The organism is Aureimonas fodinaquatilis (assembly GCF_008369445.1).
GTDB lineage: Bacteria > Pseudomonadota > Alphaproteobacteria > Rhizobiales > Rhizobiaceae > Aureimonas > Aureimonas fodinaquatilis.
The window spans coordinates 170,346-195,336 of the sequence record NZ_VTWH01000005.1 but is presented as its reverse complement, the minus strand read 5'-3'; the positions used below and the strand labels follow the sequence as shown (position 1 = coordinate 195,336).

22 protein-coding genes and 2 pseudogenes are annotated in these 24,991 nt (G+C 57.2%); 1 reads left to right on the top strand and 23 read right to left on the bottom strand.

All coding sequences use genetic code 11. The features are described 5' to 3' along the window. The first annotated feature begins 20 nt into the window (after positions 1 to 20). On the top strand, positions 21 to 692 hold the full coding sequence (tlpA, locus tag FPY71_RS17045; protein WP_149301532.1) for a thiol:disulfide interchange protein TlpA: 672 nt from the start codon (positions 21 to 23) through the stop codon (positions 690 to 692). Positions 693 to 800: 108 nt separating this feature from the next. On the opposite strand, the gene pnp is transcribed toward tlpA, so the two are convergent. The 23 genes and pseudogenes from pnp to trpS form a co-directional block, all read right to left on the bottom strand. Beyond that, a complete protein-coding gene (gene pnp, locus FPY71_RS17040) occupies positions 801 to 2,933 on the bottom strand; it encodes a polyribonucleotide nucleotidyltransferase (RefSeq protein ID WP_149301531.1) in 2,133 nt (710 codons plus the stop codon). 275 nt (positions 2,934 to 3,208) lie between these two features. Further along, positions 3,209 to 3,478 (bottom strand): 30S ribosomal protein S15, encoded by a 270-nt coding sequence (gene rpsO / locus FPY71_RS17035; RefSeq protein WP_149301530.1) that lies wholly within the window; start codon positions 3,476 to 3,478, stop codon positions 3,209 to 3,211. 182 nt (positions 3,479 to 3,660) lie between these two features. Then, positions 3,661 to 4,647, bottom strand: a complete 987-nt coding sequence (truB, locus tag FPY71_RS17030) for a tRNA pseudouridine(55) synthase TruB (RefSeq protein WP_149301529.1) — start codon at positions 4,645 to 4,647, stop codon at positions 3,661 to 3,663. Further along, entirely contained in the window at positions 4,647 to 5,072 is a 426-nt protein-coding gene (rbfA, locus tag FPY71_RS17025) for a 30S ribosome-binding factor RbfA (RefSeq protein WP_149301528.1), read from the bottom strand. Before rbfA ends, truB begins: the two co-directional genes overlap by 1 nt. A gap of 133 nt (positions 5,073 to 5,205) precedes the next feature. Continuing rightward, positions 5,206 to 8,079, bottom strand: coding sequence for a translation initiation factor IF-2 (infB, locus tag FPY71_RS17020; RefSeq protein WP_425457912.1), 2,874 nt, complete (start codon positions 8,077 to 8,079; stop codon positions 5,206 to 5,208). Positions 8,080 to 8,133: 54 nt separating this feature from the next. Beyond that, positions 8,134 to 8,316 (bottom strand): annotated as a pseudogene (locus FPY71_RS18860) (translation initiation factor IF-2 associated domain-containing protein); the annotation flags it as partial. Next, positions 8,317 to 9,081: an RNA-binding protein gene (locus FPY71_RS17015; RefSeq protein ID WP_149301526.1), complete on the bottom strand. Its 765-nt coding sequence runs from the start codon at positions 9,079 to 9,081 to the stop codon at positions 8,317 to 8,319. 24 nt (positions 9,082 to 9,105) lie between these two features. Then, positions 9,106 to 10,701: a transcription termination factor NusA gene (gene nusA / locus FPY71_RS17010; RefSeq protein ID WP_149301525.1), complete on the bottom strand. Its 1,596-nt coding sequence runs from the start codon at positions 10,699 to 10,701 to the stop codon at positions 9,106 to 9,108. A gap of 186 nt (positions 10,702 to 10,887) precedes the next feature. Beyond that, positions 10,888 to 11,496: a ribosome maturation factor RimP gene (rimP, locus tag FPY71_RS17005; RefSeq protein ID WP_149301524.1), complete on the bottom strand. Its 609-nt coding sequence runs from the start codon at positions 11,494 to 11,496 to the stop codon at positions 10,888 to 10,890. Between the two features lie 153 nt (positions 11,497 to 11,649). Next, positions 11,650 to 12,354, bottom strand: a complete 705-nt coding sequence (trmB, locus tag FPY71_RS17000) for a tRNA (guanine(46)-N(7))-methyltransferase TrmB (protein ID WP_425457911.1) — start codon at positions 12,352 to 12,354, stop codon at positions 11,650 to 11,652. Next, positions 12,354 to 13,550: pseudogene (metK, locus tag FPY71_RS16995) on the bottom strand (methionine adenosyltransferase); the annotation flags it as partial. The gene trmB and the pseudogene metK, both read right to left, overlap by 1 nt. Before the next feature lie 226 nt (positions 13,551 to 13,776). Continuing rightward, positions 13,777 to 14,283, bottom strand: a complete 507-nt coding sequence (locus FPY71_RS16990) for a helix-turn-helix domain-containing protein (protein ID WP_188052400.1) — start codon at positions 14,281 to 14,283, stop codon at positions 13,777 to 13,779. Positions 14,284 to 14,348: 65 nt separating this feature from the next. Next, positions 14,349 to 15,992 (bottom strand): apolipoprotein N-acyltransferase, encoded by a 1,644-nt coding sequence (gene lnt / locus FPY71_RS16985; RefSeq protein WP_149301521.1) that lies wholly within the window; start codon positions 15,990 to 15,992, stop codon positions 14,349 to 14,351. 22 nt (positions 15,993 to 16,014) lie between these two features. Then, positions 16,015 to 17,061 carry a hemolysin family protein gene (locus FPY71_RS16980; protein WP_246160675.1) on the bottom strand — a complete coding sequence of 349 codons (1,047 nt, stop codon included), beginning with the start codon at positions 17,059 to 17,061 and terminating at the stop codon, positions 16,015 to 16,017. Between the two features lie 15 nt (positions 17,062 to 17,076). Then, positions 17,077 to 17,634 carry an rRNA maturation RNase YbeY gene (gene ybeY / locus FPY71_RS16975; protein WP_149301520.1) on the bottom strand — a complete coding sequence of 186 codons (558 nt, stop codon included), beginning with the start codon at positions 17,632 to 17,634 and terminating at the stop codon, positions 17,077 to 17,079. Beyond that, positions 17,634 to 18,668 carry a PhoH family protein gene (locus FPY71_RS16970; RefSeq protein WP_149301519.1) on the bottom strand — a complete coding sequence of 345 codons (1,035 nt, stop codon included), beginning with the start codon at positions 18,666 to 18,668 and terminating at the stop codon, positions 17,634 to 17,636. The genes ybeY and FPY71_RS16970 overlap by 1 nt, the downstream gene beginning before the upstream one ends. Continuing rightward, positions 18,665 to 20,110 (bottom strand): tRNA (N6-isopentenyl adenosine(37)-C2)-methylthiotransferase MiaB, encoded by a 1,446-nt coding sequence (gene miaB, locus FPY71_RS16965; protein ID WP_149301518.1) that lies wholly within the window; start codon positions 20,108 to 20,110, stop codon positions 18,665 to 18,667. Before miaB ends, FPY71_RS16970 begins: the two co-directional genes overlap by 4 nt. 334 nt (positions 20,111 to 20,444) lie before the next feature. Beyond that, complete coding sequence (gene olsA / locus FPY71_RS16960) at positions 20,445 to 21,242, bottom strand: lyso-ornithine lipid O-acyltransferase (protein WP_149301517.1); 798 nt, start codon at positions 21,240 to 21,242, stop codon at positions 20,445 to 20,447. Between the two features lie 8 nt (positions 21,243 to 21,250). Then, positions 21,251 to 21,730 (bottom strand): GNAT family N-acetyltransferase, encoded by a 480-nt coding sequence (locus FPY71_RS16955; protein ID WP_425457910.1) that lies wholly within the window; start codon positions 21,728 to 21,730, stop codon positions 21,251 to 21,253. A gap of 221 nt (positions 21,731 to 21,951) precedes the next feature. Then, a complete protein-coding gene (gene tsaB / locus FPY71_RS16950) occupies positions 21,952 to 22,686 on the bottom strand; it encodes a tRNA (adenosine(37)-N6)-threonylcarbamoyltransferase complex dimerization subunit type 1 TsaB (RefSeq protein WP_149301515.1) in 735 nt (244 codons plus the stop codon). Between the two features lie 18 nt (positions 22,687 to 22,704). After that, positions 22,705 to 23,277 (bottom strand): NifU family protein, encoded by a 573-nt coding sequence (locus tag FPY71_RS16945; RefSeq protein WP_149301514.1) that lies wholly within the window; start codon positions 23,275 to 23,277, stop codon positions 22,705 to 22,707. Positions 23,278 to 23,362: 85 nt separating this feature from the next. Next, entirely contained in the window at positions 23,363 to 23,854 is a 492-nt protein-coding gene (locus FPY71_RS16940; protein WP_149301513.1) for a universal stress protein, read from the bottom strand. 55 nt (positions 23,855 to 23,909) lie between these two features. Next, positions 23,910 to 24,977 (bottom strand): tryptophan--tRNA ligase, encoded by a 1,068-nt coding sequence (gene trpS, locus FPY71_RS16935; RefSeq protein WP_149301512.1) that lies wholly within the window; start codon positions 24,975 to 24,977, stop codon positions 23,910 to 23,912. Positions 24,978 to 24,991: the final 14 nt, after the last annotated feature.

Here is a 24,991-nt window from a genome sequence, read left to right as displayed (position 1 = left end):
CTGTCAAAAGGTTGTTCGCTATGTCCGATCCGCAAACCCCGCCGTCAACCCCAGCTAAACCCAAAAGCCGCTCCATGCTGCGTTTTGGCCTGTTGGCGTTGCTTGGCGGCATTGCGGCCGGTGCACTCGGCGTATACGTGATAGAGAGCCGGTCTGGCAACGAAGTTGCTGACAGCTGCCCGCTCAACAACAATTTAAATGAACGGGTCAACGCTTCGGCGCGTGGCGAGGTTGCCGCCATGCTGGCGCTGGATCGGCCATTTGACGCAACGGCTCTGGCCTTTCAATCCGCTGAAGGCGAGCCCATGACCTTGGGCGATTTGCGCGGCAAAACGCTGCTCGTCAATATCTGGGCCACATGGTGCGCACCGTGCCGCGCCGAAATGCCGGTTCTTGACCAGTTGGAGGCGGAAGAGGGCAGCGACCGCTTTGCCGTAGTGCCAATCAATATCGATCTTGGCAAAACCGATAAGCCGGCTGAATTTTATCGTGAATATGATCTGACCCATATGCCGCTGTATCGCGATGAGACTCTGGAGCTGTTCAACACCTTGAAAAGCAACGGCATTGCTTTTGGCATGCCGGTCACATTTCTGGTGGATGAGGAAGGCTGCGCGCGCGCAGCCATGAATGGGCCAGCAGAATGGGCCAGCCCTGACGCCAAGTCGCTGATCAATGCGTTTATGCTGTGATCAGACCGAACACCTGATGAATCAAAAAAAACCTCCGGATTGCGCCAGAGGTTTTACAGTTTGCAAGGCCGGGTGCGATCCCGGCCTTTTTAATCGTCGACAACCTGATCAGGCAGCGTCTTCTGCCGATGCCTTAACTTCCTGACCAGTGGCCTGATCAACAACCTTCATCGACAGACGAACCTTGCCGCGCTCATCAAAGCCCATGAGCTTGACCCACACCTTGTCGCCTTCCTTGACGACATCAGTGGTCTTGGCAACACGCTCGGCTCCAAGCTGGCTGATATGCACCAGACCATCGCGTGAACCGAAGAAGTTGACGAATGCGCCAAACTCAACAGTCTTGACCACGGTGCCTTCGTAGATTTCGCCAACTTCAGGCTCGGCAACGATGGAGTGAATCCACTTGCGGGCAGCTTCGATTTCCTTGCCGGAAGAAGAAGCAATCTTCACTGTGCCATCGTCTTCAATATTGATCTTGGCGCCGGTCTTCTCGACAATCTCGCGAATGACCTTGCCGCCCGAACCGATAACATCACGGATCTTGTCGGTCGGGATCTGCATGACTTCAATGCGCGGCGCAAACTCACCCAGCTCGGAACGGCTTTCGGAAAGCGCCTTGGACATTTCACCCAGAATGTAGATACGACCATCCTTGGCCTGATCCAAAGCAATCTGCATGATTTCTTCGGTGATGCCCTGGATCTTGATGTCCATCTGCAGGGATGTGATGCCCTGATCCGTACCGGCAACCTTGAAATCCATATCGCCGAGGTGATCTTCGTCACCCAGAATGTCGGAAAGAACCGCGTAGCGCTCGCCTTCCTTGATCAGACCCATGGCGATACCGGCAACCGGACGGCCCAGAGGAACGCCCGCATCCATCAAGGCCAGCGACGCACCGCAAACCGTTGCCATGGAAGATGAACCGTTGGATTCCGTGATTTCGGAAACAACCCGCAATGTATAAGGGAAGGCTTCCTTGGCTGGCAGCATCGGGCGAATAGCGCGCCATGCCAGTTTGCCATGGCCGATTTCGCGGCGACCTGGCGAACCCATGCGCCCGGTTTCACCCACCGAATATGGCGGGAAGTTGTAGTGCAGCAGGAAGGTTTCCTTGTAGGTGCCGGTGAGCGAGTCAACATACTGCTCATCTTCACCGGTGCCCAGCGTAGCGACGACCAGCGCCTGTGTTTCACCGCGGGTGAACAGCGCCGAGCCGTGAGTGCGTGGCAGAACGCCCGCTTCCGAAACAATTGCACGCACAGTTGAAAGGTTGCGGCCATCGATGCGGCTTTGCGTGTCCAGAATGTTCCAGCGAACAATCTTGGCCTGCAATTCCTTGAAGACCGAGCCGACATCTTCTTTCGAATGCGCAGGAGCTTCTACGCCTTCTGGAAGGAAATGCGCCAGAACCTTTGCCTTGACCGCATCAACAGCGGCGTAACGGGCCTGCTTGTCAGTGTTCTTGTAGGCATCGCGCAGTTCGCCCTCGACCAGCTTCAGCATTTCGCCTTCCAGCGCGCTGAAATCGGGAGCATTGTGCTCACGCGGCTCCTTGGCGGCGTGTTCGGCCAGCTTGATGATAGCGTCAATCACCGGCTGGAAGCCCTTGTGGCCAAACATCACCGCGCCCAGCATTGTGGCTTCGTCCAGTTCCTGCGCTTCGGACTCAACCATCAGCACCGCGTCCTGAGTGCCGGCAACCACCAGGTCAAGCTTGGACTCAACCATCTCGTCAATATGTGGGTTCAGCTTGAACTCACCATTGATGTAGCCAACGCGCGCACCGCCGATTGGACCCATGAAAGGCACACCGGAAAGTGTCAGCGCGGCAGAAACGGCAACCATTGCCAGGACGTCCGGATCATTTTCCAGATCGTGCTGAAGAACGGTGACAACAACCTGCGTGTCGTTCTTGTAGCCTTCAGCAAAGAGCGGCCGGATCGGACGGTCGATCAACCGCGATACCAGCGTTTCCTTTTCAGAAGGGCGACCTTCGCGCTTGAAATAGCCGCCTGGAATGCGACCGGCTGCGAAAGCCTTTTCCTGATAGTTCACTGTCAGGGGGAAAAAGTCGAAGCCCGCCTTAGGGGCCTTGGCCGACACAACCGTCGCCAGAACGACAGTTTCGCCATAAGTTGCGACGATAGCGGCATCCGCCTGACGGGCAACCTTACCGGTTTCCAGCGTCAGCGGGCGACCCGCCCATTCAATCTCCACTTTATGGGTGTTGAACATAGGTTTCTCTCTTGTCTGCCGCGCGTGCTGTGCACGCTGCGACGTTTCGTCAGATAAAACGCACACGGGCAAGACGACAGGAGGCTTCCGCCAAACAGAAGCATCCGGCAATCCTGCCCCATGAGCGTCGGCTCATCGGCTGTCCATCGTTGGTTCAGCCGGGGGATGACGCTTTTGTCTGAAGCGTCTGAATGTCAGGGAACAGCGGCACGCAGGCCGGCTCTCCCCCCATAAAAATTTGCGCTGCAAGATCACTCCAGCAGCGCAAATCAGTGTTAGCGGCGTAGGCCGAGACGCGAAATAAGCGCCTGATAGCGCTCTGTTTCGCGGTCCTTCAAATAGTCGAGAAGGCGGCGACGCTGCGAAACCATTTTCAAAAGGCCACGACGGGAGTGGTTGTCTTTCTTGTGGTCCTTGAAATGTCCGGTCAGGTTGGAAATCCGTTCAGACAACAGGGCAACCTGCACTTCCGGCGAACCAGTGTCGCCTTCCTTGGTTGCATAGTCCTTCAGAATTTCGGCCTTACGTTCAGGCGTAATCGACATCGTATATCCCTTTCTTCACGTCAGAGGGTAAGGACACCCGCCGCCGGGATGTCGTCCAGCGTGGGTCGGCTGCACCGCACCGAAAATCTGCGTGCGATGATGGGCGGCATATACGGCAATTGACTCGCAAATACCACCCTGAAGCATTTTGGCAGTTGTTGGCTTGCCAAAACGCCGCAATTTCATGAGCTTTTGCCGTTGAAAACCCGACGAGGGTGAAACGAGCCCTGCTCAATGGATCCGATGGCCACCAGGCGCCCATGGCCGGTGGCAAAGGCTTCTTCGCAAAAGGCCGGTGCATCGCGTCCACGCAGCAAAACGGGATTTCCTGCAAGAACTCTGGCCGACTGGTCTTCGGACAGATTAACCTCATAAAGGTCGGCCAATGCGGCTGCCGGTGCCAGCAGATAATCGTCCAGCGGCACAAAGTCGATAACGCGCGCCTTGGCTCCCGCATCTCGCGAGCTTTCGTCAAGGATCTCGCGGCCGTCCTCGGCAGCCTGCTCCAACTCTTCAAGAGTTACGAGGTCATCTTCGCCGAAACAGCCGACCGACAAGCGGCGCAGGTCGATCACGTGGCCAAAACAGCCCAGTTCGCGGCCCATGTCGCGGGCCAGTGACCGGACATAAGTTCCCTTGCCGCATTCCGCTTCGAACACCGTGGTTTCATGGTCCGGTGTCGCAACAATTTCCAACCGGAAGATCATCACGGTACGGGCTGCAATTTCCACAAGTTCACCGCTGCGCGCCAGATCATAGGCGCGCTCACCCTCTATCTTGATGGCAGAATATTGGGGCGGAACCTGACTGATTTCGCCGGTATAGTTGCCAAGAACAGCTTCCACCTGTTCCGCAGAAGGGCGCAGATCACTGGATTCGGTGACCGGCCCCTCCGTATCATCGGTTGATGTCTGGGCACCCCAGCGAACCGTAAAACGGTAGACCTTGCGCCCGTCCATAACATAGGGAACGGTTTTGGTCGCATCTCCCAACGCGATGGGCAGCATGCCCGAGGCCAGCGGGTCCAGCGTGCCAGCGTGCCCCGCCTTCTGCGCAAAATAAAGCCATTTCAGTTTGGAAACTGCGTCTGTGGAGCCCATTCCTCTGGGCTTGTCCAGAATAACCCAGCCGGAAACCGGACGACCTTTCACCTTACCGCGGCGCGCCATTAGCTGGCATCTCCTTCATTGTCCTCGTCATCGCGGTCGAGATCACGCACCACCTCGGGGGAGCGCAGCAAAGCGTCGATACGGGCATAGTTGTCAAAACTGTCGTCTGCGCGGAAACGGATTTCCGGCATATATTTCATCTGGCGCAATGCAGGCGCCATACGGCCACGCAGAAACCGCTGATTGCGGTTCAGTGCATCGACAAAGGGCGCAACATCATTCTGGCCAAGCACCGTTACAAATGCCGTTCCCAGCTTCAAATCCGGCGACATTTTAACCTGATTGACCGAAACAACCGCGTTCTCCAACAACGGATCACGAATTTCACCCCGCTGGAGAATTTCAGTCAAAGCATGCCTGACCTTTTCGCCAACGCTTAACTGACGCTGCGAGGGCTCTTTGGATATGTTTGATTTACGAACCATAGGATCTCAATTGCACGATGAACAACGGCGCGCGCTGTGGATCAATCCCGCTTTTCATGGAATAGCGGGATTGATCCAGCACTTTGCAATGCCCGGCGCCGGGTCGCAGTGTGAGTCTGTGCCTGACAGCGCCTTACAGCGTGCGGGCCACATGCTCTACGCGGAAGCATTCAATGACGTCGCCCTGACGCAAATCGTCATAACGCTCAAAGGCCATACCGCATTCCTGACCGCCCGGAACTTCGGACACTTCGTCCTTGAACCGCTTGAGGGTTGAAAGCTTGCCTTCGTGGATGACAACACCGTCGCGGATGAGGCGAACACCTGCCCCGCGCTCGACCTTGCCCTCGGTAACGCGGCAACCTGCAACCTTGCCCACCTTGGTGATGTGGAAGACTTCGAGAATCTCCGCATTGCCAAGGAATGTCTCGCGCCGTTCCGGCGAGAGCAGCCCCGACATGGCTTGCTTAACATCATCCACCAGATCGTAGATGATGTTGTAATAGCGCAGCTCGATGCCTTCGCGGTCTGCCGCCTGCCGTGCCTGAGTGTTGGCACGAACATTGAAGCCGATGATGGCCGCATTCGAGGCCGCTGCCAGTGCAATATCCGACTCGGTGATAGCGCCGGCGCCCGAATGAACGATGCGGGCCGCAACTTCTTCTGTCCCGAGCTTTTCCAGAGAAGCCGTAATTGCCTCGATGGAGCCCTGAACGTCGCCCTTGATGACCAGCGGAAACTCTTTCAGGCCGGTGGCCTGAAGCTGGCTCATCATCTGTTCCAGAGAACCGCGCTGGCCAACCGACTTGGCAACCGCCTTCTCACGCGCAAGACGCTGACGATATTCTGCGATCTGCCGTGCCTGAGCTTCGCTCTGCACAACAGCAAATCTGTCGCCCGCACCTGGCGTGCCCTGCATGCCCAGCACTTCTACCGGCATGGAAGGTCCAGCTTCCTTGACCTGACGCGACTGATCATCAACCAGCGCGCGCACCTTGCCCCATTCATTGCCGGCAACCAGAATGTCGCCGGTTTTGAGGGTACCGGCCTGAACCAGAACTGTTGCGACCGGGCCGCGACCACGGTCCAGCTGCGCCTCGATAACCACACCTTCAGCCGTGCGTGTCGGATCGGCGCGCAATTCCAGAATTTCCGCCTGAAGCAGAACCGCATCCAGAAGTTTGTCCAGATTGGTCCGCGCTTTGGCCGAGACCTCGACGTCCAGCACTTCACCGCCCATGGATTCCACGAACACGTCATGCTGCAACAGAGCCGTGCGAACCTTGGTCGGGTCTGCGGCCGGCTTGTCAATCTTGTTCACCGCAACAATGATCGGCACTTTAGCCGCTCTGGCGTGTTTGATGGACTCGATTGTCTGCGGCATCACGCTGTCATCCGCCGCCACTACCAGAATGGCAATGTCAGTGGCCTGAGCACCGCGTGCACGCATGGCAGAGAATGCCTCATGGCCCGGCGTGTCGATGAACGAGATCTTCTGCCCGTGATGATCAACCTGATAGGCACCGATGTGCTGGGTGATGCCACCCGCTTCGCCGGAAACCACACTGGTCTTGCGAATGGCGTCCAACAGCGATGTCTTGCCGTGGTCAACGTGACCCATGATGGTCACAACCGGCGGCCTTGGAAGCATTTTGCTTTCATCATTGGCGACATTGAAGAAGCCTTCTTCAACGTCCGACTCGGCAACGCGTTTGACCGTATGGCCAAATTCGCCGGAGATCAGTTCTGCCAGATCAGCGTCGATGACGTCGCTGGGCTTCATCATCTGATTCTGCGCCATCAGGAACTTGATAACGTCAACCGAGCGCTCCGACATACGGTTGGCCAGTTCCTGAATGGTAATGGTCTCAGGAATGGTAACCTCGCGAGAAATCTTCTCTCGTGTCTGGGTCTGCTGCGACCGTTTGAACTTTTCCTGGCGCCGGCGCATCGCCGAAAGGGAGCGACCGCGCGAATCGTCATCAGACAAGGCACGATCAAGGTTGACGCGGCCGCCACGGCGGTCATCGCCAGCGGTTCGTGACCTTGCCGGCTTGGCAGCTTCGGCAGCACCCGCGCCGCCACGAGTTGGGCGGCGGGCTCCTGCCGGACCGCGGGCACTTTCTTCTTCATCGGTTGCGCGGCGGCTGCCACGCGACAAATCTGTGCGCGTTGCCGGACGAAGGCCAAGACCGTCATCCACTGGCGGTGGGCCAGGAATAACCGGCTCGGCTGCCGCTGGAGTGCTGCGATTGCGATTTTGTGCCCGGGCCTGAACGCGGCGAGCCGCATCCTCTTCGGCCTTTTTGCGGGCCACAGCCTCAAGCTCAAGCCGGGCAGCTTCTTCAGCCTGCCGACGCTCGCTCTCTTCCATTTCGGAACGACGACGCTCATCTTCCGCTACGCGACGCGCTTCGGCTTCCTGGAACAGTCGACGATCTTCAACTTCGCGCTGCTTTGCCAGCTCCAATGCACGGCGGCGCGCATCCATTTCCTTGGACGACAGGTCCGAAAGAACGGCACCACGTGGCTGGCGAGCACCCGGGGCTGGCGTATTGCGCCCGTTGTCCCGATTGTTGTCGCGGTTATTTGGACCACGATTGCCACCCGGCCGATTAAACTGGCCACCGCGATTGTTGTTGCCCTGATTCGGCGCACCGGGACGCTGCGGCGGAGTTGCCGGGCGGGGCTGCTGCGATGCAACCGGAGCGGCCGGCTGAACCGGTGCTGGCGCTGCGGGAGCCTTGACGGCTGGCTGCGGTGCCTCGGCTTTCGCTGGCGCGGCATCCGGCGCAACACTGGCCTGAGCCGGTGCTGGCGCTGCTTCTGCCACCGGAGCGGGTGCCGGAGCAGGTTCGGCTGGCTTTTCAGCCACAGCCTTTTCCGCTTCCAGTGCAGCCTGTTCCTGCGCCTTGGCCAGAACCTCTTCCTGCGCCTTCGCCTCTTTGGCCACCGCCTCGGCTGCCTGGCGCGCTCTTGCCTGATCTTCCACCTGGGCGTTGGCCAAAGCCTGCGCCTGCGCTGGAGTCAGGCCACGCTGCCCCGCTCCCGCATCATCTGCAGGGCGAGCATCCTCCGGCTTGGAGAATTTGCGCTTTTTCGTCTCCACAACGACATTCTTGCTACGCCCATGCGAGAAGTTCTGCCGCACCGTAGCCTGCTGAACGCCGCCCGGTTTCAGGGAAAGAGTCTTCTTCGGGTTGACGCTCAACGTCTTGTCGTCGCCGGATTTCGTATCGTTCATTTACGCTTCCGCTTCCTGCGCGGGGTTCGTCCCACGCCTATCGTCCGTGCCGCGAGCATGTTTTACATGCCCCGTCTGTTCGTGTGCTGTGCCGTTGGAGCCAGAATCCTGCGCTCCGGTTCCTTCGTCACAGTTGGGGCTGACGCCCCGAAATTTCGCCAGCGCATCAAGGCGCTTCAACAATGCCGTTCCCGCATTACCGGATAGAATGGCTGCATGTATCACATTCATGCCACCAAGTGCCAAATCCATTTCTTCCGATGTGAATAATCGGAAACTCGGCACTCTTGCAGCCCGGCCCGTCATTTCTGCCGCACGAACCGCACTTTCCAGTTTTCGCACACCATCTGCTGCACCATCCACTGCGTGCAACAAACCCGCCGCATGGCCGCCCCGCACGGTGGCATCTACCTTGGCGGCACCTGTTACCAGTTGTCCTGCCTTGCGGCAAAGCCCCATTGCACCAAGGCAAGACCGCGCCAGCAGCATATCCACCAGATCAGCAAGCTCCGGGCCCGTCTTCACATCCCGCTTCAATCCGCGGCGAAACAGCCCCTTGCGGGCCGCCTCCGCCACGGCAGAATGCCGCGCTTCCACATGGACACCGCGCCCGGGCAGATGCCGTTTCAAGTCCGGCACAACTGCCCCGTCCGGCCCTGCCACAAACCGGATCAGGCTTTCAGCGGGCAGGCTCTGCCGTGAAAGGATGCACATGCGTCCGTTCACCACCGCCTCCTCGAATTCCTGATCCTCATCCAACGTCATGCACCTTCTCTTGCGAAGCTGCGATCAGGCCACTTCGCCTGCTCCCTCTTCATCGTCCAATACCGGCTCGGTCGGGGCTTCAATCCAGCCCGCCTTGACCCGCGCATACATGATCATTGCCTCAGCATCGACCCGGCTCAGCTCAAAGGCCGACAGGGTGCCGGTGAATTTCTTGGTTTCACCGTCCTTGCGCTCTGTCCAGCCAATCAGATCATCCGCAGCGCAACCTGCAAAGTCTTCCATGGTTTTGATGCCGTCTTCACCCAGTGCAACCAGCATCGGGCTTGTCAGACCTTCAATTTCACGCAACTCGTCTGAAACGCCCAGTTCCTTGCGGCGCGAATCAAGCTCCGCTTCCCGCTGCTCCAGGTACTCCCGCGCACGGGTCTGGATTTCCGCTGCGGTGTCGTCGTCAAAGCCTTCAATGGCGCTGACTTCCGATGAATCAACATACGCCACTTCCTCAACCGAGGAAAAGCCTTCAGAAGCCAGAAGCTGCCCGACAACCTCATCAACGTTCAGGGTTTCCATGAACAGGCCAGAACGTTCGACAAATTCTTTCTGCCGACGCTCTGATTCTTCCTGCTCGGTCAGAATGTCGATGTCCCAGCCGGTCAATTGCGATGCCAGACGAACATTCTGTCCGCGGCGGCCGATGGCCAGCGAAAGCTGGTCATCCGGCACAACGACTTCGATTCGCTCGGCATCCTCATCCAGAACAACCTTGGCCACTTCAGCCGGCTGCAAGGCGTTGACCAGGAAAGAGGCAGCATCCGGCGACCATGGGATGATGTCGATCTTTTCGCCCTGAAGCTCGCCGACAACCGCCTGAACGCGTGAGCCGCGCATACCAACGCAGGCGCCGACAGGGTCAATCGACGAATCACGGGAAATCACGGCAATCTTGGCACGGGAACCCGGATCACGAGCAACCGCCTTGATTTCGATAATGCCATCATAAATTTCCGGCACTTCCATGGTGAAAAGCTTTGCCATGAACTGCGGATGCGTGCGCGACAGAAAAATCTGAGGGCCGCGCTGTTCACGGCGGACGTCATAAACAAAGGCACGGACCCGGTCGCCATAGGCAAACAATTCACGGGGGATCTGCTCATCGCGGCGAATGATCGCCTCGCCCTTGCCAAGGTCGACAATGACATTGCCATATTCAACCCGCTTGACCACCCCGTTGATGATCTCACCAACGCGATCCTTGTACTCATCATACTGCTTGTCGCGCTCGGCCTCACGCACCTTCTGAACAATCACCTGCTTGGCAGATTGCGCGGCAATCCGGCCAAATTCCATCGGCGGCAACTGTTCTGCGATGAAGTCACCCGGAATCGCATCCGGATTCTTGTCACGCGCCAGGTCCAGATAGATCTGCGTGGCAGGATCCTCAACTTCCTCAACCACTTCCAGAAGCCGTTGCAGCTTCATTTCACCGGTTCTGGAATTGATATCGACGCGAATATTGGTTTCCTGGCCATAGCGGGCGCGGGCGGCCTTTTGAATAGCGTCCGCCATAGCTTCGATAACGATCTCACGATCGATCGACTTTTCCCGCGCGACGGCATCTGCAATCTGCAGAAGCTCCAGCCTGTTCGCACTGACTGCCATTGACGTCATCTCCTGTTCGCATGGCTGCGGCTTATGCCGTCCGCGCGCTCAAATTTCCATTCAGAACGTTTCGCGTGATCATTAAACCACCTGAACCGCTCTAACTCTTTGGTTTATCGCATTGTCCTGCCGCTGAAACATCACCGTTTCAGCGAAATCGCTCCAGCGCCAGATTGGCGCTGTTGCTCAATGCTGAAGCGGCGAACCTTCCTCAGCTTCGCCATCCAAATCGTCATCCACCGGGCCGCGACCTTTGCGGGCCAGCTTATCCGCCCGTAAGGACGCCTCAATCAATTCATCAGTCAGAATCAGCCGAGCGTCGCCCACAGCATCAAAAGGAATTTCAACACGAACCTCTTCGCCGTAAGCGGGTTGATCCCGCTCCAGGGTAAAAGACTCCGCATCAACCTGCGTAATTTTTCCGCGGAAGCGCTTGCGACCATCCAGCAACCGGCTGGTTTCCAGCTTCATCAAGTGGCCGGCCCATGTTTCAAAGTCCTGCTTGCGAACCAAAGGCCGGTCAATACCAGGAGAAGACAATTCCAGATGATAGGCGTCAGACAAAATGTCTTCCACGTCCAGAACCGGCGAAATACCACGGCTGACAATTTCGCAATCGGCCACCGTCATTGTGCCATCCGGTCGCTCGGCCATGACTTGCAGCGTGGCACCATTTGCGCCGGAAAGCCGCACCCTTACGAGGCGGTATCCCAATTGTTCGATAACAGGCTCAACGATTGCGGCAATGCGCCCCTCAAGACCTTCTTCAACAACAATGCGCAATGTTTCGTTCACGTTTGCTCCGGCTGACCGCGTTTGACGTTCGGTGGGCTTAACGCCCGTTCATGCGAGGTCCAGTAACAAAAAAGAGCGGGACCGGGGGGACCCACTCTCACGAACACATCGCAGAGAATTTCCGCCTTGATATACCCTCAATGCATGCAAGTTTCAAGGCCTGCGCACGAATGACAGATAGACAGGCTCGCGCCCTTCGCGCAGAGCCTTGGCTTCGTAACGTGTTCCCGGCCAGCCGTCATAAGGCTGCGCCCAGGCCTCCGGCGTTCCTGCAGGTGCATCAAACGCCGCATGGTCTGCAATATGATCCAGTGTCCAGTCGACATAGGTGTCGATGTCCGAGGCAAAGCGAAAATGCCCGCCCGGCTTCAGCACCCGGGCAAATCTGTCGAGATTGCGGACATTGACAAAGCGCCGCTTGAAATGCCGTTTCTTGGGCCACGGATCCGGATAGAACAGGTCAATGCCCGCCAGACTCGCATCTGGCAGCCAGTCCAGCAGAAATGTTGCATCATCTGCATAGAGCCGCAAATTTGGACGCGGGTCTTCCTCCAGCGCCACCAGCATTTTGGCCATGCTGTTGACAAAGGGTTCCACGCCGATGAACCCGGTTGACGGATTGCGCCCTGCCTCCAGATGCAGATGCTCGCCCCCGCCAAAGCCGATCTCAAGGCGAACATCCCGCACCTGTGCATCAAAAAGACATGTCAGCTCGCCCGGGGCCTTCTGCGAAAGATCCACCGCAACTTCCGGCAATCTCTCCGAAATCAGCGCCTGTTGATTGGGGCTGAGAGTTTTGCCCTTGTGCCGGCCAAAAAATGCCTCGCGGGAACGAACAGGATGCGTAGACATGGCAATTACTGACCCAATGCGGCCTTGAGCTTCGGCACCAGATCCGTCTTTTCCCAGGAGAACGAACCGTCCTTTCCGGGCTTTCTGCCGAAATGGCCATAGGCCGAGGTCTTGGCATAGATCGGCCGGGCCAATTGCAGATGCTCGCGGATGCCGCGCGGTGTCAGCTTGATCACCTCGCGGATTGCCGTCTCAACCGCCGTTTCATCAACTTTGCCGGTTCCATGCAAATCCACATAAAGCGATACCGGATCAGCAACACCAATAGCGTAGGAAAGCTGGATTGTGCAGCGATCTGCCAATTTGGCAGCAACAACATTTTTGGCCAGATAACGCGCAACATAAGCCGCCGAGCGGTCCACCTTGGTCGGGTCCTTGCCAGAGAAAGCCCCGCCACCATGCGGCGCAGCCCCGCCATATGTGTCAACGATGATCTTGCGCCCGGTCAGACCCGCATCACCATCCGGACCGCCTATGACGAATTTGCCCGTAGGATTTACGTGCCAGACGCAATCCGCCGCGATGGGCAATTCCGCAGTTGCTTCGCGAACAAAGGGCTCGACAATTCGCCGAACATCTTCCGATGTCAGATCTTCGTCATAATGCTGAGTTGAAAGAACAATCGACGTGATCTCTGACGGTTTGCCATTTTTGTAGCGAACCGTGACCTGCGTCTTGGCATCCGGCCCCAGCTTGCCTGCCTCGCCTTCGCCCGCCTTGCGCGCTTGCGTCAACCGTTCAAGAATCTTGTGCGAATAATAGATCGGAGCTGGCATCAGATCCGCCGTTTCACGGCAGGCGTAACCAAACATGATGCCCTGGTCGCCCGCGCCTTCGCTATCCTTGTTGCCAGCATCCACACCCTGGGCAATGTCGGCCGACTGCGCATGAAGCAGCACGTCAATCTTCACCTTCTTCCAGTGAAAACCTTCCTGCTCATAACCGATTGCGCGGATTGCCTTTCGTGCCGCAGACCGGACCTTGCTGCGAATTTGCCGTTCGTCCAGCGGACAACGCACCTCACCTGCAATAACAACGCGGTTTGTGGTGGCCAGCGTTTCGCATGCAACGCGCAATTGCGCAGGGTCCATGCCGTTCTTGCGGACTTCACGATAGAAAAGGTCTACGACCTCGTCAGAAATCCGATCACAGATCTTGTCCGGATGTCCTTCGGATACGCTTTCAGATGTGAAGTAATACTCGTTGCGTTGCATATTCGCCGAACCCTGTCGCCGGAAACAGATGACTGCCAGCTTGCGAACAAACCAGCCGTTCTGAAAAAGATCTGGCCAGATCGGCATTTTACCGATCGTGACACGCGCCATGCTTCAAAAATAAAGCGCAGAACGTGCCACGGGTTAGGCGAGGGTCAAGACCGGCGTCAAGAAGAAACTTGCACGCCGGCGTTGATTGCTCATTCAGCGGGACTTACTGGCGAAAGCCACGACGAGGCTTGCGCTCTGATGCAGCCAGCGTATCGGCCAGTTCAAACACCATTCTGCGCACGTTCGGATCCGCAATATCACGGAACCGCTCCAAGAGCCGGTTTTCTTCGGCCGAGAGAGTTTCTCCGCCAATCCAGCTCTTGCCTTCGCCTTCACTGAAGCCGCCACGGGACGGGCTGACCGAAGGAACCCCTTCGAAAAAGCGCATCAACGGCACATCCAGCACACGGGCAATATCGCAAAGACGCCCGACCGTAATGCGGTTGGTGGCGTTTTCATATTTCTGAATCTGCTGAAATGTAATTCCAAGGCGGTCCCCCAGCCACTCACGGCTGACACGGGCCCGCATACGAATTGCTTGAATTTGGCGACCTACAATAACGTCGGCTTCGTCCGGCTTCTTTTTATTAACCCGCGGCTCGCCACCCGACTCCCTGATTTCAAATTCTGACGTAACTGAAACTTCTGCTTCTGATAATTTTCTAGACACGATATCCATCCCACAATATTAAACATCATTTATAGGACTTTCTATCGCGCAGTCGGGCGCAACCGTCAATGGTGAAAACGCAATATTTTGTAGTTTGCCACCAACAAAATGAGTAATAGCGCCACAAACTGCACTATAACAATAAGGTTGCCAAACAAAACAAACGGCGTTTTTGCTACGGGAAGCGGCAATTTTGAGGTTATGACGCCTCTTTTTTCCAGATTTAAACCGATTAGTTTCCTACCAACAGCGTCATTCACCAGTGAAATTCCTGAATTTGCAGCTCTTACAAGGGGAAGTCCAAGTGTAACTGCCGTTACTGTTGCTTGGCGTGCATGTTGATACGGCCCGGGTGTATTGCCGTACCAAGCATCATTCGTAACATTTAGTATGAATTTTTCGCTGCCTGTTCGTTGAATCTCGTCCTGAAAAATCACCTCGTAGCAAATCAACGGCAAAAATTCCGGCAGATCTGCCACCTGCCCTCTTGACCGTTCGGATGCCGCGGTGAAGCCACCCGGCATCTGTACCAGTTGCACCAGACCAAGACTTTCCAACACTGATTGGAAAGGCAGATACTCGCCAAACGGGACGAGGTGAACCTTGTCGAACGGACCATCAACCAGACCATTCTGGCCAACAGCCAAAATGGAATTGAAATAGGCCGGCTCACCGCTCTGCGAATCATCAACCACCCTGGCCGCACCCGCCAGCACTGTTTCGCCCGGCAACAGACGTTCAGACAGCGCGGATATTCCGCCCGAGTTTTCCTCGATCAGAAAGGGGAAGGATGATTCCGGCCAGACGATAATCTGTGTATCGGCCCTGCCCGGCTCGCGCTGCCCGGTCATTTCAAGCAGCAGGCCAAAGATTCGCGAAGCTTCCTGCGGATCCCATTTCTGGGACTGGTCGATATTGGGCTGCACCACCCTTACATCAACATCATCATCCAGCACTGTCGGGTTCTGTGCCAGCCGATAAGCCCCATATCCGGCATGACCGGCTAAAAGCACCGTGACAAGCAGAACACCTGCTGCACGATGGCTGAAAGCAAATGCGCCGGTTTTACTTTCTCCTTTGCCAAACATGAGCACAGGGCAACTGAACATTACGACTGCCCATAGTGTCAGGCCGTGCAAACCAAGCCACGCCGCTGATTGCTGAAGCAGAAGATTGGGAGTGAGAAGCAGGCCAATCTCATTCCATGAGAAGCCGGTCAGCAACCGCGCCCGCGCATATTCGGCCAGCGTGAAGGCAAGGGCCAGCGCAATGATGCGCACCAGGTGGGTGGACCAGAAGCACAGGGCCAGCGCTGCTGCCAATCCATGATAAACAGCCAGAACAGCGGGCAAACCGAGCACCGCGAAGGGCAGTGCCCACAGAAATGCATCTCCATCCACCAGCAGCGCGGCGCCCAGCCACCACAGCCCACCGACAAAATAGCCGAAGCCGAAAGCCCAGCCCATGACGAAGGCAGATCGCAAAAGACAGAATGGGGGAAAAACCGCACGTTCAGTTGAGCCGTTGCGCGCCCAAACGCCATCCAGCAACCAGACGAGCATTGGGAATGCCACAAACCCGGCTGGCAAAAAATCGTAAGGTGCAAGGCCCAGACTGGCGACAATTCCGGCAAGCCACGCAGCCATAATGGCCTGCCATCGCCCAAGCCCGATGAACCACACCGGCAATTGACCGCTGTTGATTGTCACCAATGCAGACAGCCTGATTCGTTCACGCGGACACCGAGATTGGCGGCTGCTCTTCTCGTGCCAGTTTGGACAAATGCACGCGGCGCACCCGGCGGCTATCTGCTTCGACAACCCTTAACCGATAGCCAAAAACCGCATCGATAATTGTGCCCTCCGGCGGAATATCGCCGAACTCCAGCACGATCAAACCGCCAATCGTGTCCGCCTCATCCGTGTAGGGGCTGACGTCAAAATCTGTGCCGATTTTGTCGCGCACCTCTTCCAGATCAGCTTTGGCATCAATCATGAAGCTGCCGTCGCTTTGAGAGACGATCAGATCTTCTGTATCGTCATGCTCGTCTTCAATATTGCCGACGACCATTTCCAGAAGGTCTTCCAATGATACCAGACCGTCGGTACCGCCATATTCGTCAATAACCAGAGCAATCTGGATATGGCTGCTTTTCATGCGCGTCATCAATTCTGATGCCGGCATGGACGGCGGCACAAACAGAACTTTGCGCACAAGACCCAGATCGCTGATCGGGCGTGTCAAGTCCACCGTGGCAATCGCGGGGCTGATCGCCATAGCCCCCTCAGGGCCCATCGCGCATTCCGTAATATGTTCGATCACATCGCGGATATGGACCATACCCCGCAGATCATCCAGCCCGTCGCCATAAACCGGCAAGCGGGAATGGCCAGTGTCACGGAAGCGTTTCAACAGCTCGCCCAGCGCAGCGGAAATTTCGATCGCCTGAATTTCAGAGCGGGGCACCATGGCGTCTTCCACGCGAATGCGCTGGAAGCTTAGAAGATTGGTCAACATGACCTGTTCTTCGGCAGTAAAACCTGTGCTCTCTTCAGCATTGGCCAGCGCCTCCATGATCTTCTCACGAAGCATCACGGGCACTTTGGGTTTCAGCATCGACCAGACTTGCTCGAAAAAACCCGGGTCCGACGATTTGCGCTCGTCGGGGCGCGAACTTCGGTCGTCGGTTGTAGATTCGCCTTCGGCAAAGGTCAGCTCTCCCGCTGCCTCATGCCCGCTGCCGGCAGAATAGCTGCCGTTCGCGTTCTTGTTCATCATCTCTCTCGTCGCCCGTTAAACATTTTTCTCTGCCGGCTCCGCGCCGGCAACTGCATCAGAATCATCGTAAGGGTTGGCAATTGCAAGAGTGGAAAGCACAGATATTTCCAATGCTTCCATTATCTCGGCAGCTTCGGCCTCTTCATGATCATAACCCAACAGATGCAAAAGGCCATGAACCACAAGGTGCCGGAAATGATCCTTGACGGCCTTTTGCTCCATCAGGGCTTCCATTTTCACGGTTTCCAGCGCCAGGATCAAGTCTCCGAGCATCGGCCCGGGGCTATCGCCCGGCTCAAGCTGCACCATTGGAAAAGACAGAATATTGGTTGCCTTGTCCTTGCCCCGCCACTCTGCATTCAACTCACGCACCGCAGCATCAGAGCTCAGCGTCACCCCAAGCTCGGTCTCGGTGCTGGCGTCCAGACCAGCGCCTCGGGCCGCGGCAGCCACAGCCTCTGCAACCAGTTGAGCACCGTTTCCGCCCAGAACCTCATGCCAGGCCACATCTTCCACCGTGAGCACAAGATGACAGTGCGGGAAGCCCGGCGGCGAAAATTCTTCACTTTCCATCAGGAAGGCGTCACTGGCCGTTGAAGTGTCGCGTCGGCCTCATACGCCTCGACAATTGCCTGCACCATGCGGTGACGAACAACATCCTTGGCATTGAACCGCACACTGACAATGCCGGAAACACCTTCCAGAATGCGCAGTGCCTCGACAAGGCCGGATTTTTGTCCCGGCGGAAGGTCGATCTGTGACGGATCACCCGTCACCACCATTCTTGCATTTTCGCCCAGGCGGGTCAGAAACATTTTCATCTGCATGGTCGTGGTGTTCTGCGCCTCATCCAGAATCACCGCCGCATTGGTCAATGTGCGTCCGCGCATGAAAGCCAGTGGTGCAATTTCAATCGCTCCCGCGGCCAGAGCACGCTCGACCTTTTCGGCCGGCATCATGTCATAAAGCGCGTCATAGAGCGGGCGCAGGTAGGGATCGACTTTTTCTTTCATGTCGCCTGGAAGAAATCCCAGTCTTTCGCCCGCTTCAACGGCAGGCCGTGACAGGATGATGCGTTCCACCTGTCCGCGCTCCAGAAGCTGCGCGGCATGCGCCACCGCAAGATAGGTCTTGCCGGTACCTGCCGGACCAACGCCAAACACAAGTTCCGAGCGATCCATCGCCCGCATATAGGCGTCCTGCGTGGGGGTCCGTGCATGAATTGTGCGCTTGCGTGTGGAAATTTGCGCCAGTGCCAGCCGACCCTTTTTCTCAAGCGTCGGCAGAACAAGCTGGTCGTCCTGCGCAATGGCCATGCGTATGGCCCCTTCCACGTCAGATGTCTGAATTTCTGCGCCGCCCTGCAGCCGCGCATACAGCATATCCAGTGTGCGGCGCGCCTGTTCGCACGCCAGCGCATCGCCACGCAATTCCACCAGATTTCCGCGCGCCCTGGCGTCAACCGAGAGCTTTTGTTCGATCAGAGCCAGATGCTCATCAAATTTTCCAAACAGAGCCGCCGCAAGTCGATTGTCATCAAAGGTCAGCACAATATGCGCCATGTCCGATGCACCGGAACCTGGAGACATGCCGCGTTCTGCTCTCATGCGAAACTCCTTATTTCCGGACGGGTCAGTGGGTCCGACCTGTCCTGTGAAGCAACCGGCTGCGCTTCTGCGCCTTCCGCCATCAGCGAATTTGCCAAAGACTGGCTGATGGTGACTGAAACAATGTCGCCTATCTGGCCGGCATCAACAGGAACAACCACCGGCAACAGAAATGGTGAGCGACCGACGGCTTGTCCAGCATGGCGGCCCGGCTTTTCGATCAGCACATCGGTCACTTTGCCGACAAAGCTTTTCTGAAATGCCTCCTGCTGCTCACGCAGCAGTTTTTGCAGCCGTTCCAGACGTTCCGTCTTCACCTCTTCCCGCACATGGTCTTCCATCGTGGCACCCGGTGTGCCGGGGCGCGGCGAATATTTGAAGGAATAGGCCTGCGCATAGCCGACCTGCCTGACCAGTTGCATCGTGGCTTCAAAGTCCGCGTCTGTTTCACCCGGAAACCCAACGATAAAGTCGCCGGAAAGTGCCATATCCGGCCGCGCATCGCGGATTTTGTCCAGAAGAAACAGGTAGTCTGCAGCGCGATGCCGCCGATTCATGGCCTTGAGAATTCGATCTGAACCAGATTGCACCGGCAGATGCAGATAGGGCATGAGCGATGGCAGGTCCCGATGCGCTTCAATCAACGCCTCATCCATATCGCGCGGATGCGACGTGGTGTAGCGCAGCCGCGCAATGCCTGGAATTTCTGCCAGCTCATACAGCAGACCCGCCAGCCCGGTTTCCGCACCACCTGCGTCTTCACCAAGCCAGGCGTTCACATTCTGGCCGAGCAATGTCAGCTCCCGCACTCCGGCATCTGCCAGTCGCCGCGCTTCCAGCACAATATCGGCGCGCGGGCGCGAAACTTCCGCGCCGCGTGTGTAGGGCACCACGCAGAAGGTGCAGAATTTGTCGCATCCTTCCTGCACCGTCAAAAATGCGGTTACGCCACGCCGCGCGATCTGGCGCGCTTCCTGCTTTGGCAGATGGGTGAACTTGTCCTCGACCGCATATTCGGTGTCCACCACCTTTTCGCCCAGGGCAACCCGGGACAAAGCCTCGGGCAGGCGATGATAGGTCTGTGGTCCGACCACAAGATCAACCACCGGCGCACGCTGAATGATTTCAGCACCCTCGGCCTGGGCGACGCATCCGGTAATGCCGACCTGCATGGATTCGCCGCGCGCAGCGCGCTCGGCTTTGAGCACACGAATGCGCCCCAGTTCGGAATAGATTTTTTCGGCCGCTTTTTCCCGGATATGACAGGTGTTGATCAGCACAAGATCAGCATTTTCGATGGCCTCGGTTGGCTCATAGCCATCCTTTGCCAAGGCATCGCCCATCCGCTGGCTGTCATAGACGTTCATCTGACAGCCGTAGGTCTTGATGAAAACCTTACGGCTATTGCCACCGGGTCTGCCTGCGTTGGATCTTTCGCTCATCTATCCTTCCAGAACGCCGGTCCTGTGACCGGTGTCTTCATTCTAAAGCATCTCGCCTGTCAGTAAAATCACCCGGCATTGCCAAAAATCCGGCCGTCGATTGCGACGGTGATTTATCAACAGTTCATCAGAGCATGAACGGTTTTTGCGGCTTGTACCAGTACCCGTGCGCACCTCTAGCGCATTAAACACCCACCGCGCAAAGACATGATGACTGTTGGTTGATTTAATTATCAAAATATTGAACCTGTGCGCTTCAGACGATCATTCGATCACATGATGCGCCCCAGCTTTATGGCTGGCCGGATTGTGCTGGCGTTGAAGCGATTCTGTTTCAACGGGAAATGCTTTCCCGGTAAAGGCTGTGTTCCAGCATTGCCGCAACACGGGCCTCGCATATCCGCGCCACAGCCTTGCGGTCAGAATCCAGATCAAATTCCACCGGCTCTCCAAAACTGATTCGCACATCCACCGCGCCACAGCGCAGAAACGCCAGAAGATGCGGCATCAGTTCCACATCACCCGGCCATGCCGCCAGCGGCCGCCCGTGAAAACCCAGCGGAATGCCGTGGCCATGCGTGTAGGCAATCGCCACCGGCTGCACAATCAGCCGCGACTGGTCTGATTTGCGCAGAGAAGCCTGCGCTGCGCCGAACAAAGCGGTTTTGAACGGCAAAACCCTGTTGCCATCTGATGTTGTTCCTTCCGCAAACAGTACCATCACATCGCCCGCATTCAGCCTTTCAGCAATTGTGTCCGCCTGCTGCCCGACCTTCCGCCGCTCCTGTCGGCTGACGAAGACCGTGCGCTGCAACTTCGCCAGTGTTGAAAACACCGGCCATGAGCCAACCTCGGATTTTGCGATGAAGCTGAGGGGCAGAACGCTGCCCAGCGCCACAATATCTGCCCATGACTGATGGTTGGCAGCTATCAGCAAGGACTTGCTGCTGAAGGGAGTGCCGCTGACGGAAACCCTGATGCCACTGACACGCGCCGCAACCCGGTGCCAAAGCCATGGCAGATACCGTGCAACAGGCCACCCGAACCGCATGGCCAGCAATTGCAATGGCGCCAGCACCATTGTCATTCCCGTCAGGGTCACCGTAACGAAAAAGACGCGCAGTCCGGCCATGGCGGGCACTAATCCCGCAACGTGCGTTTCATGATCAGGGCACTGGTGCGCTGTCCGTCCGGCCCGGGGTAATAGGCCGGGCGGCGACCAACTTCGCTGAAACGCAGTTTTCGATAGAGCGCGACTGCGGGCACATTCGTTTCGTCCACTTCCAGAAACAGGGCCAGTGCCCGCTCGGAATGCAGATGCTGCAACACATGGTCCATGAGCAGGCGTCCGATGCCACGGCTGCGGCTGTGCCTGTCCACTGCAATGGTCAGTATTTCTGCCTCGTCAACCGTAAGCCGCGCCAGCACAAGCCCCTCGGGCCGGACGCTGCCCGGGCGACGCGCAACAAATCCGAAGCAGCCATTTTGTGAGATCAGCGAGGTAAACTCGTTTTCGTCCCAGGCATGAGCGAAGGAATCACCGTGGATGGCAGCGACCTTTTCCAGGTCTTCTTCGTCCGCCAGAGGGGTGACCACATAGGCAGGTTCCTGCCCTAGCATCGTTTCCCAGAAGGCCAGAGTCTTGTTCCAGGGCCAAAACCACCAATACATATGCGTCCCTCATTCCCCACCAGTTTCGCGCCCGAACAAAGAGTTGAAGCGTCACGGGTGTTCAGAAGACCACATGCAACGCCCTATCCAGCGATAGCGGCCCTAACTCTTATTCTGTCGGAAATTAGGGCAAGTCCAGCAAAACCGTGCCGCGATTGGCCAAAACTGATTCACTCGTGGTTATTGGTCAAGGATCCATCAACGACAATGCCGGAAATGGCCTGTTGCGGCTTGGCATCTGCGCCCCGAAGATAAAGCGGACGCACAGCCTCGACCGCTGTTCTGCCGGTTGCCATCTGCCCCATGACCCGCAGCTCGATATGACCCTGCGCGTTAACAAGATTGAGCACCGCATTGGGCATGGCAGCCTGTGCCAGAAAACCACCCGTGCCGGTCACGTAGATGGACTGCCCCTGCACGCTCTGGCAAAAACTTTCAAGCTGGTCAGGTGCGATGGCGGTGGGCGTGGCCCGCAAACTGCCATCAGCCGCATAAAGCGCGGCAAACACTTCACCTCGCCGCGCATCCTGAACAGCCAGCACTGCTTTTCCATGATGCAGCAGCGGAAAGGCCAAAGCTTCCAGAACGCCTATGCCCACTGCCGGTATGTTCAGCGCCAGAGCAAGCCCGCGCGCGGCGGAAATGCCCACCCGCAACCCGGTAAAAGACCCCGGCCCATTTGCCACGGCAATTTTTGAAAGTTGCGAGTAATCACATCCCGCCCCGCCGAGCACTTCCGCCACTTGCTCCATCAGGAGATCGGCGTGGCCGCGGCCAATATCAGCCTCGCAACTGCTCAGCAGCTCCTGCTTTTCAATGTCGTAAACGGCGGTGGCGCAAAGTTCGCCAGCGGTGTTCAGAGCAAGGCAAAGCCCGCGTTCTCGCGGGCCATCAGTTTGGGACATGGTGTCATCCGGTTACGTTCAGGCAGCTTCTACTGCTTCTACTTCCGGCACAAAATGACGCAACAGATTTTCAATGCCATGCTTCAATGTGGCGGTTGATGATGGACAGCCTGCACACGCTCCCCGCATGTTCAGAAACACCACGCCGTCCTTGAAACCACGAAATGTTATGTCGCCGCCATCCTGCGCCACGGCAGGGCGCACGCGGGTTTCAATCAGTTCCTTGATTGTCGCCACCAGACTTTCGTCTCCCGGCTCAAAAAATTCTTCTCCACTGTCGGAATCGCCCGATGCGATGCCGGAACCAGCGGCCATAACCGGTTGACTGGACATGAAATGTTCCATGATTCCGGCCAGAATGGCAGGCTTGAGATGCGGCCATTCGGTTGCATCCCGGGTGACGGTGACAAAGTCATAACCAAAGAAAACACTGGTCACGCCATCAATTGCCAGGAGTCTGGCAGCCAGAGGCGAACGCGCGGCTGCGTCTGCGGCATCCAGAAATTCGGCTGTACCGCTTTCCAGCACTACGCGCCCCGGCAGAAACTTCAATGTCTGCGGATTTGGCGTCGATTCCGTCTGGATAAACATGGTGATCCGTCCTGTGAGTTTTATCTTATGTAGGCAGCCGGCGGCGCACCTGCAACCCGGTCACTGACAAGCTATAGCACGCGCTTCAAGACAGGCTCTCAATTTCATCTTCCGACAAATGGCCCGGGACAACCGTGACCGGAATTGAATAACCACCGCTGCGCCCGGAAACTGCCGCCACCAGAGGTCCCGGACCGTCGGAATTATCGCCCGCGGCCAGAACCAGAATGGCAATTTCGCGGTCCGCCTCGATCAGCTTGTGGATTTCTTCCTCCACCTTGCCCTCACGCACCACCAGCTCTGGCTCAATGCCCACGATTGAACGCAGGTTTTCAGCCACCCGGGCAAGCCGTGCATTGGCCTCAGCTTCTGCTTCGGCCCGCATGATTTTTTCTACGCCCAGCCAATGCTGAAATTCGTCCTGTTCGATGACATAAAGGAAAACTGCCCCGCCACCGCTGGCCTTGGCGCGCCGCGCAGCATAGGAAGCAGCGCGGGCACATTCCGGTGTGCCATCGATAATTGCCAGAAATTTCCGTTTTCCGCCTTCCTGGCGGCCCAGACGTTTTGATACCATGCGTGCAAGATGGCAGCGTATTTTCTTCGCCGCAAGCCACCTTTTCTACCCCGTTTTATTGATCCAGCAGACCCATGATGGATTTTGTCTCCGCAATCGTCTGTGATGCGATAGCCCGCGCACGCTCTGCACCATCGCGCAAAATCGCGTCAATTCCGGCAGGGTCTGCCAGATACCGCCGCATTTCAGCAGAAATTGGCGCAAGAACGGCAACCGCCAGATCAGCGACTACAGGCTTGAATTCCGAAAATTGCCGCCCGCCATATTCGGCAAGAACGTCTGCCTTGGCCCGGCCCGCCAGCGCGGCAAAAATCCCGACAAGATTGTCGGCCTCAGCGCGCCCCGCCAGACCTGCCACCTCGGATGGCAGTGCATCCGGGTCGGTTTTGGCCTTGCGGATTTTCTTTGCAATCTGGTCCGCATCATCTGTCAGATTGATGCGCGACAGGTCGGACGGGTCCGATTTCGACATTTTCTTCGAGCCATCCCTCAGGCTCATCACCCGGGTGGCTGGCCCATCAATCAGCGGCTCGGTCAGCGGAAAATAGCCCTCGACCGTTTCTTCGCCCATCTGCATGGTAACGCCCAGGCCTTTGGCCGCAATGCGGTCTGCGTAGTCGTGGTTGAACTTGGCTGCAATGTCACGCGTCAGTTCCAGATGCTGCTTCTGGTCATCACCCACCGGCACATGGGTTGCGCGATAGGCCAGAATATCGGCAGCCATCAGCGTCGGGTAGACATAGAGACCCGCAGATGCAGCCTCCTTGTCCTTGCCCGCCTTGTCCTTGAACTGGGTCATCCGGTTCAGCCACCCCAACCGGACAATGCAGTTGAACAGCCAGGCCAACTCGGCATGTTCCGGCACGCGGGACTGATTGAAGACAATGTGCTGCTGTGGATCGATGCCCGCCGCAAGATAGGCGGCGGCCACCTCACGCGTGGCGTGCTCCAGCGCTTCCGGATCCTGATAAACCGTGATGGCGTGCAGATCGACCACGCAGAAAATGCACGGATAATCGTCCTGCAACTTCACCCAGCGGCGTACCGCGCCCAGATAATTGCCAAGGTGCAGATTGCCGCTTGGCTGAACGCCGGAAAAAATGCGCTGGGTAAATTCGGCCATGGTTTTTGCCTTTC

Bases quoted from the DNA above. Each gene is read 5' to 3' on its own strand.
- miaB (WP_149301518.1), bottom strand. From the start codon at position 20,110: ATGAGCGAAAGATCCAACGCAGGCAGACCCGGTGGCAATAGCCGTAAG.
- rbfA (WP_149301528.1), bottom strand. From the start codon at position 5,072: ATGGTTCGTAAATCAAACATATCCAAAGAGCCCTCGCAGCGTCAGTTA.
- pnp (WP_149301531.1), bottom strand. From the start codon at position 2,933: ATGTTCAACACCCATAAAGTGGAGATTGAATGGGCGGGTCGCCCGCTG.
- FPY71_RS17015 (WP_149301526.1), bottom strand. From the start codon at position 9,081: ATGACGTTGGATGAGGATCAGGAATTCGAGGAGGCGGTGGTGAACGGA.
- FPY71_RS16945 (WP_149301514.1), bottom strand. From the start codon at position 23,277: ATGTTTATCCAGACGGAATCGACGCCAAATCCGCAGACATTGAAGTTT.
- nusA (WP_149301525.1), bottom strand. From the start codon at position 10,701: ATGGCAGTCAGTGCGAACAGGCTGGAGCTTCTGCAGATTGCAGATGCC.
- ybeY (WP_149301520.1), bottom strand. From the start codon at position 17,634: ATGGAAAGTGAAGAATTTTCGCCGCCGGGCTTCCCGCACTGTCATCTT.
- FPY71_RS16980 (WP_246160675.1), bottom strand. From the start codon at position 17,061: ATGATGAACAAGAACGCGAACGGCAGCTATTCTGCCGGCAGCGGGCAT.
- olsA (WP_149301517.1), bottom strand. From the start codon at position 21,242: ATGGCCGGACTGCGCGTCTTTTTCGTTACGGTGACCCTGACGGGAATG.
- FPY71_RS16955 (WP_425457910.1), bottom strand. From the start codon at position 21,730: ATGCTAGGGCAGGAACCTGCCTATGTGGTCACCCCTCTGGCGGACGAA.
- tlpA (WP_149301532.1), top strand. From the start codon at position 21: ATGTCCGATCCGCAAACCCCGCCGTCAACCCCAGCTAAACCCAAAAGC.
- truB (WP_149301529.1), bottom strand. From the start codon at position 4,647: ATGGCGCGCCGCGGTAAGGTGAAAGGTCGTCCGGTTTCCGGCTGGGTT.
- FPY71_RS16940 (WP_149301513.1), bottom strand. From the start codon at position 23,854: ATGGTATCAAAACGTCTGGGCCGCCAGGAAGGCGGAAAACGGAAATTT.
- rpsO (WP_149301530.1), bottom strand. From the start codon at position 3,478: ATGTCGATTACGCCTGAACGTAAGGCCGAAATTCTGAAGGACTATGCA.
- tsaB (WP_149301515.1), bottom strand. From the start codon at position 22,686: ATGTCCCAAACTGATGGCCCGCGAGAACGCGGGCTTTGCCTTGCTCTG.
- FPY71_RS16970 (WP_149301519.1), bottom strand. From the start codon at position 18,668: ATGAGAGCAGAACGCGGCATGTCTCCAGGTTCCGGTGCATCGGACATG.
- trpS (WP_149301512.1), bottom strand. From the start codon at position 24,977: ATGGCCGAATTTACCCAGCGCATTTTTTCCGGCGTTCAGCCAAGCGGC.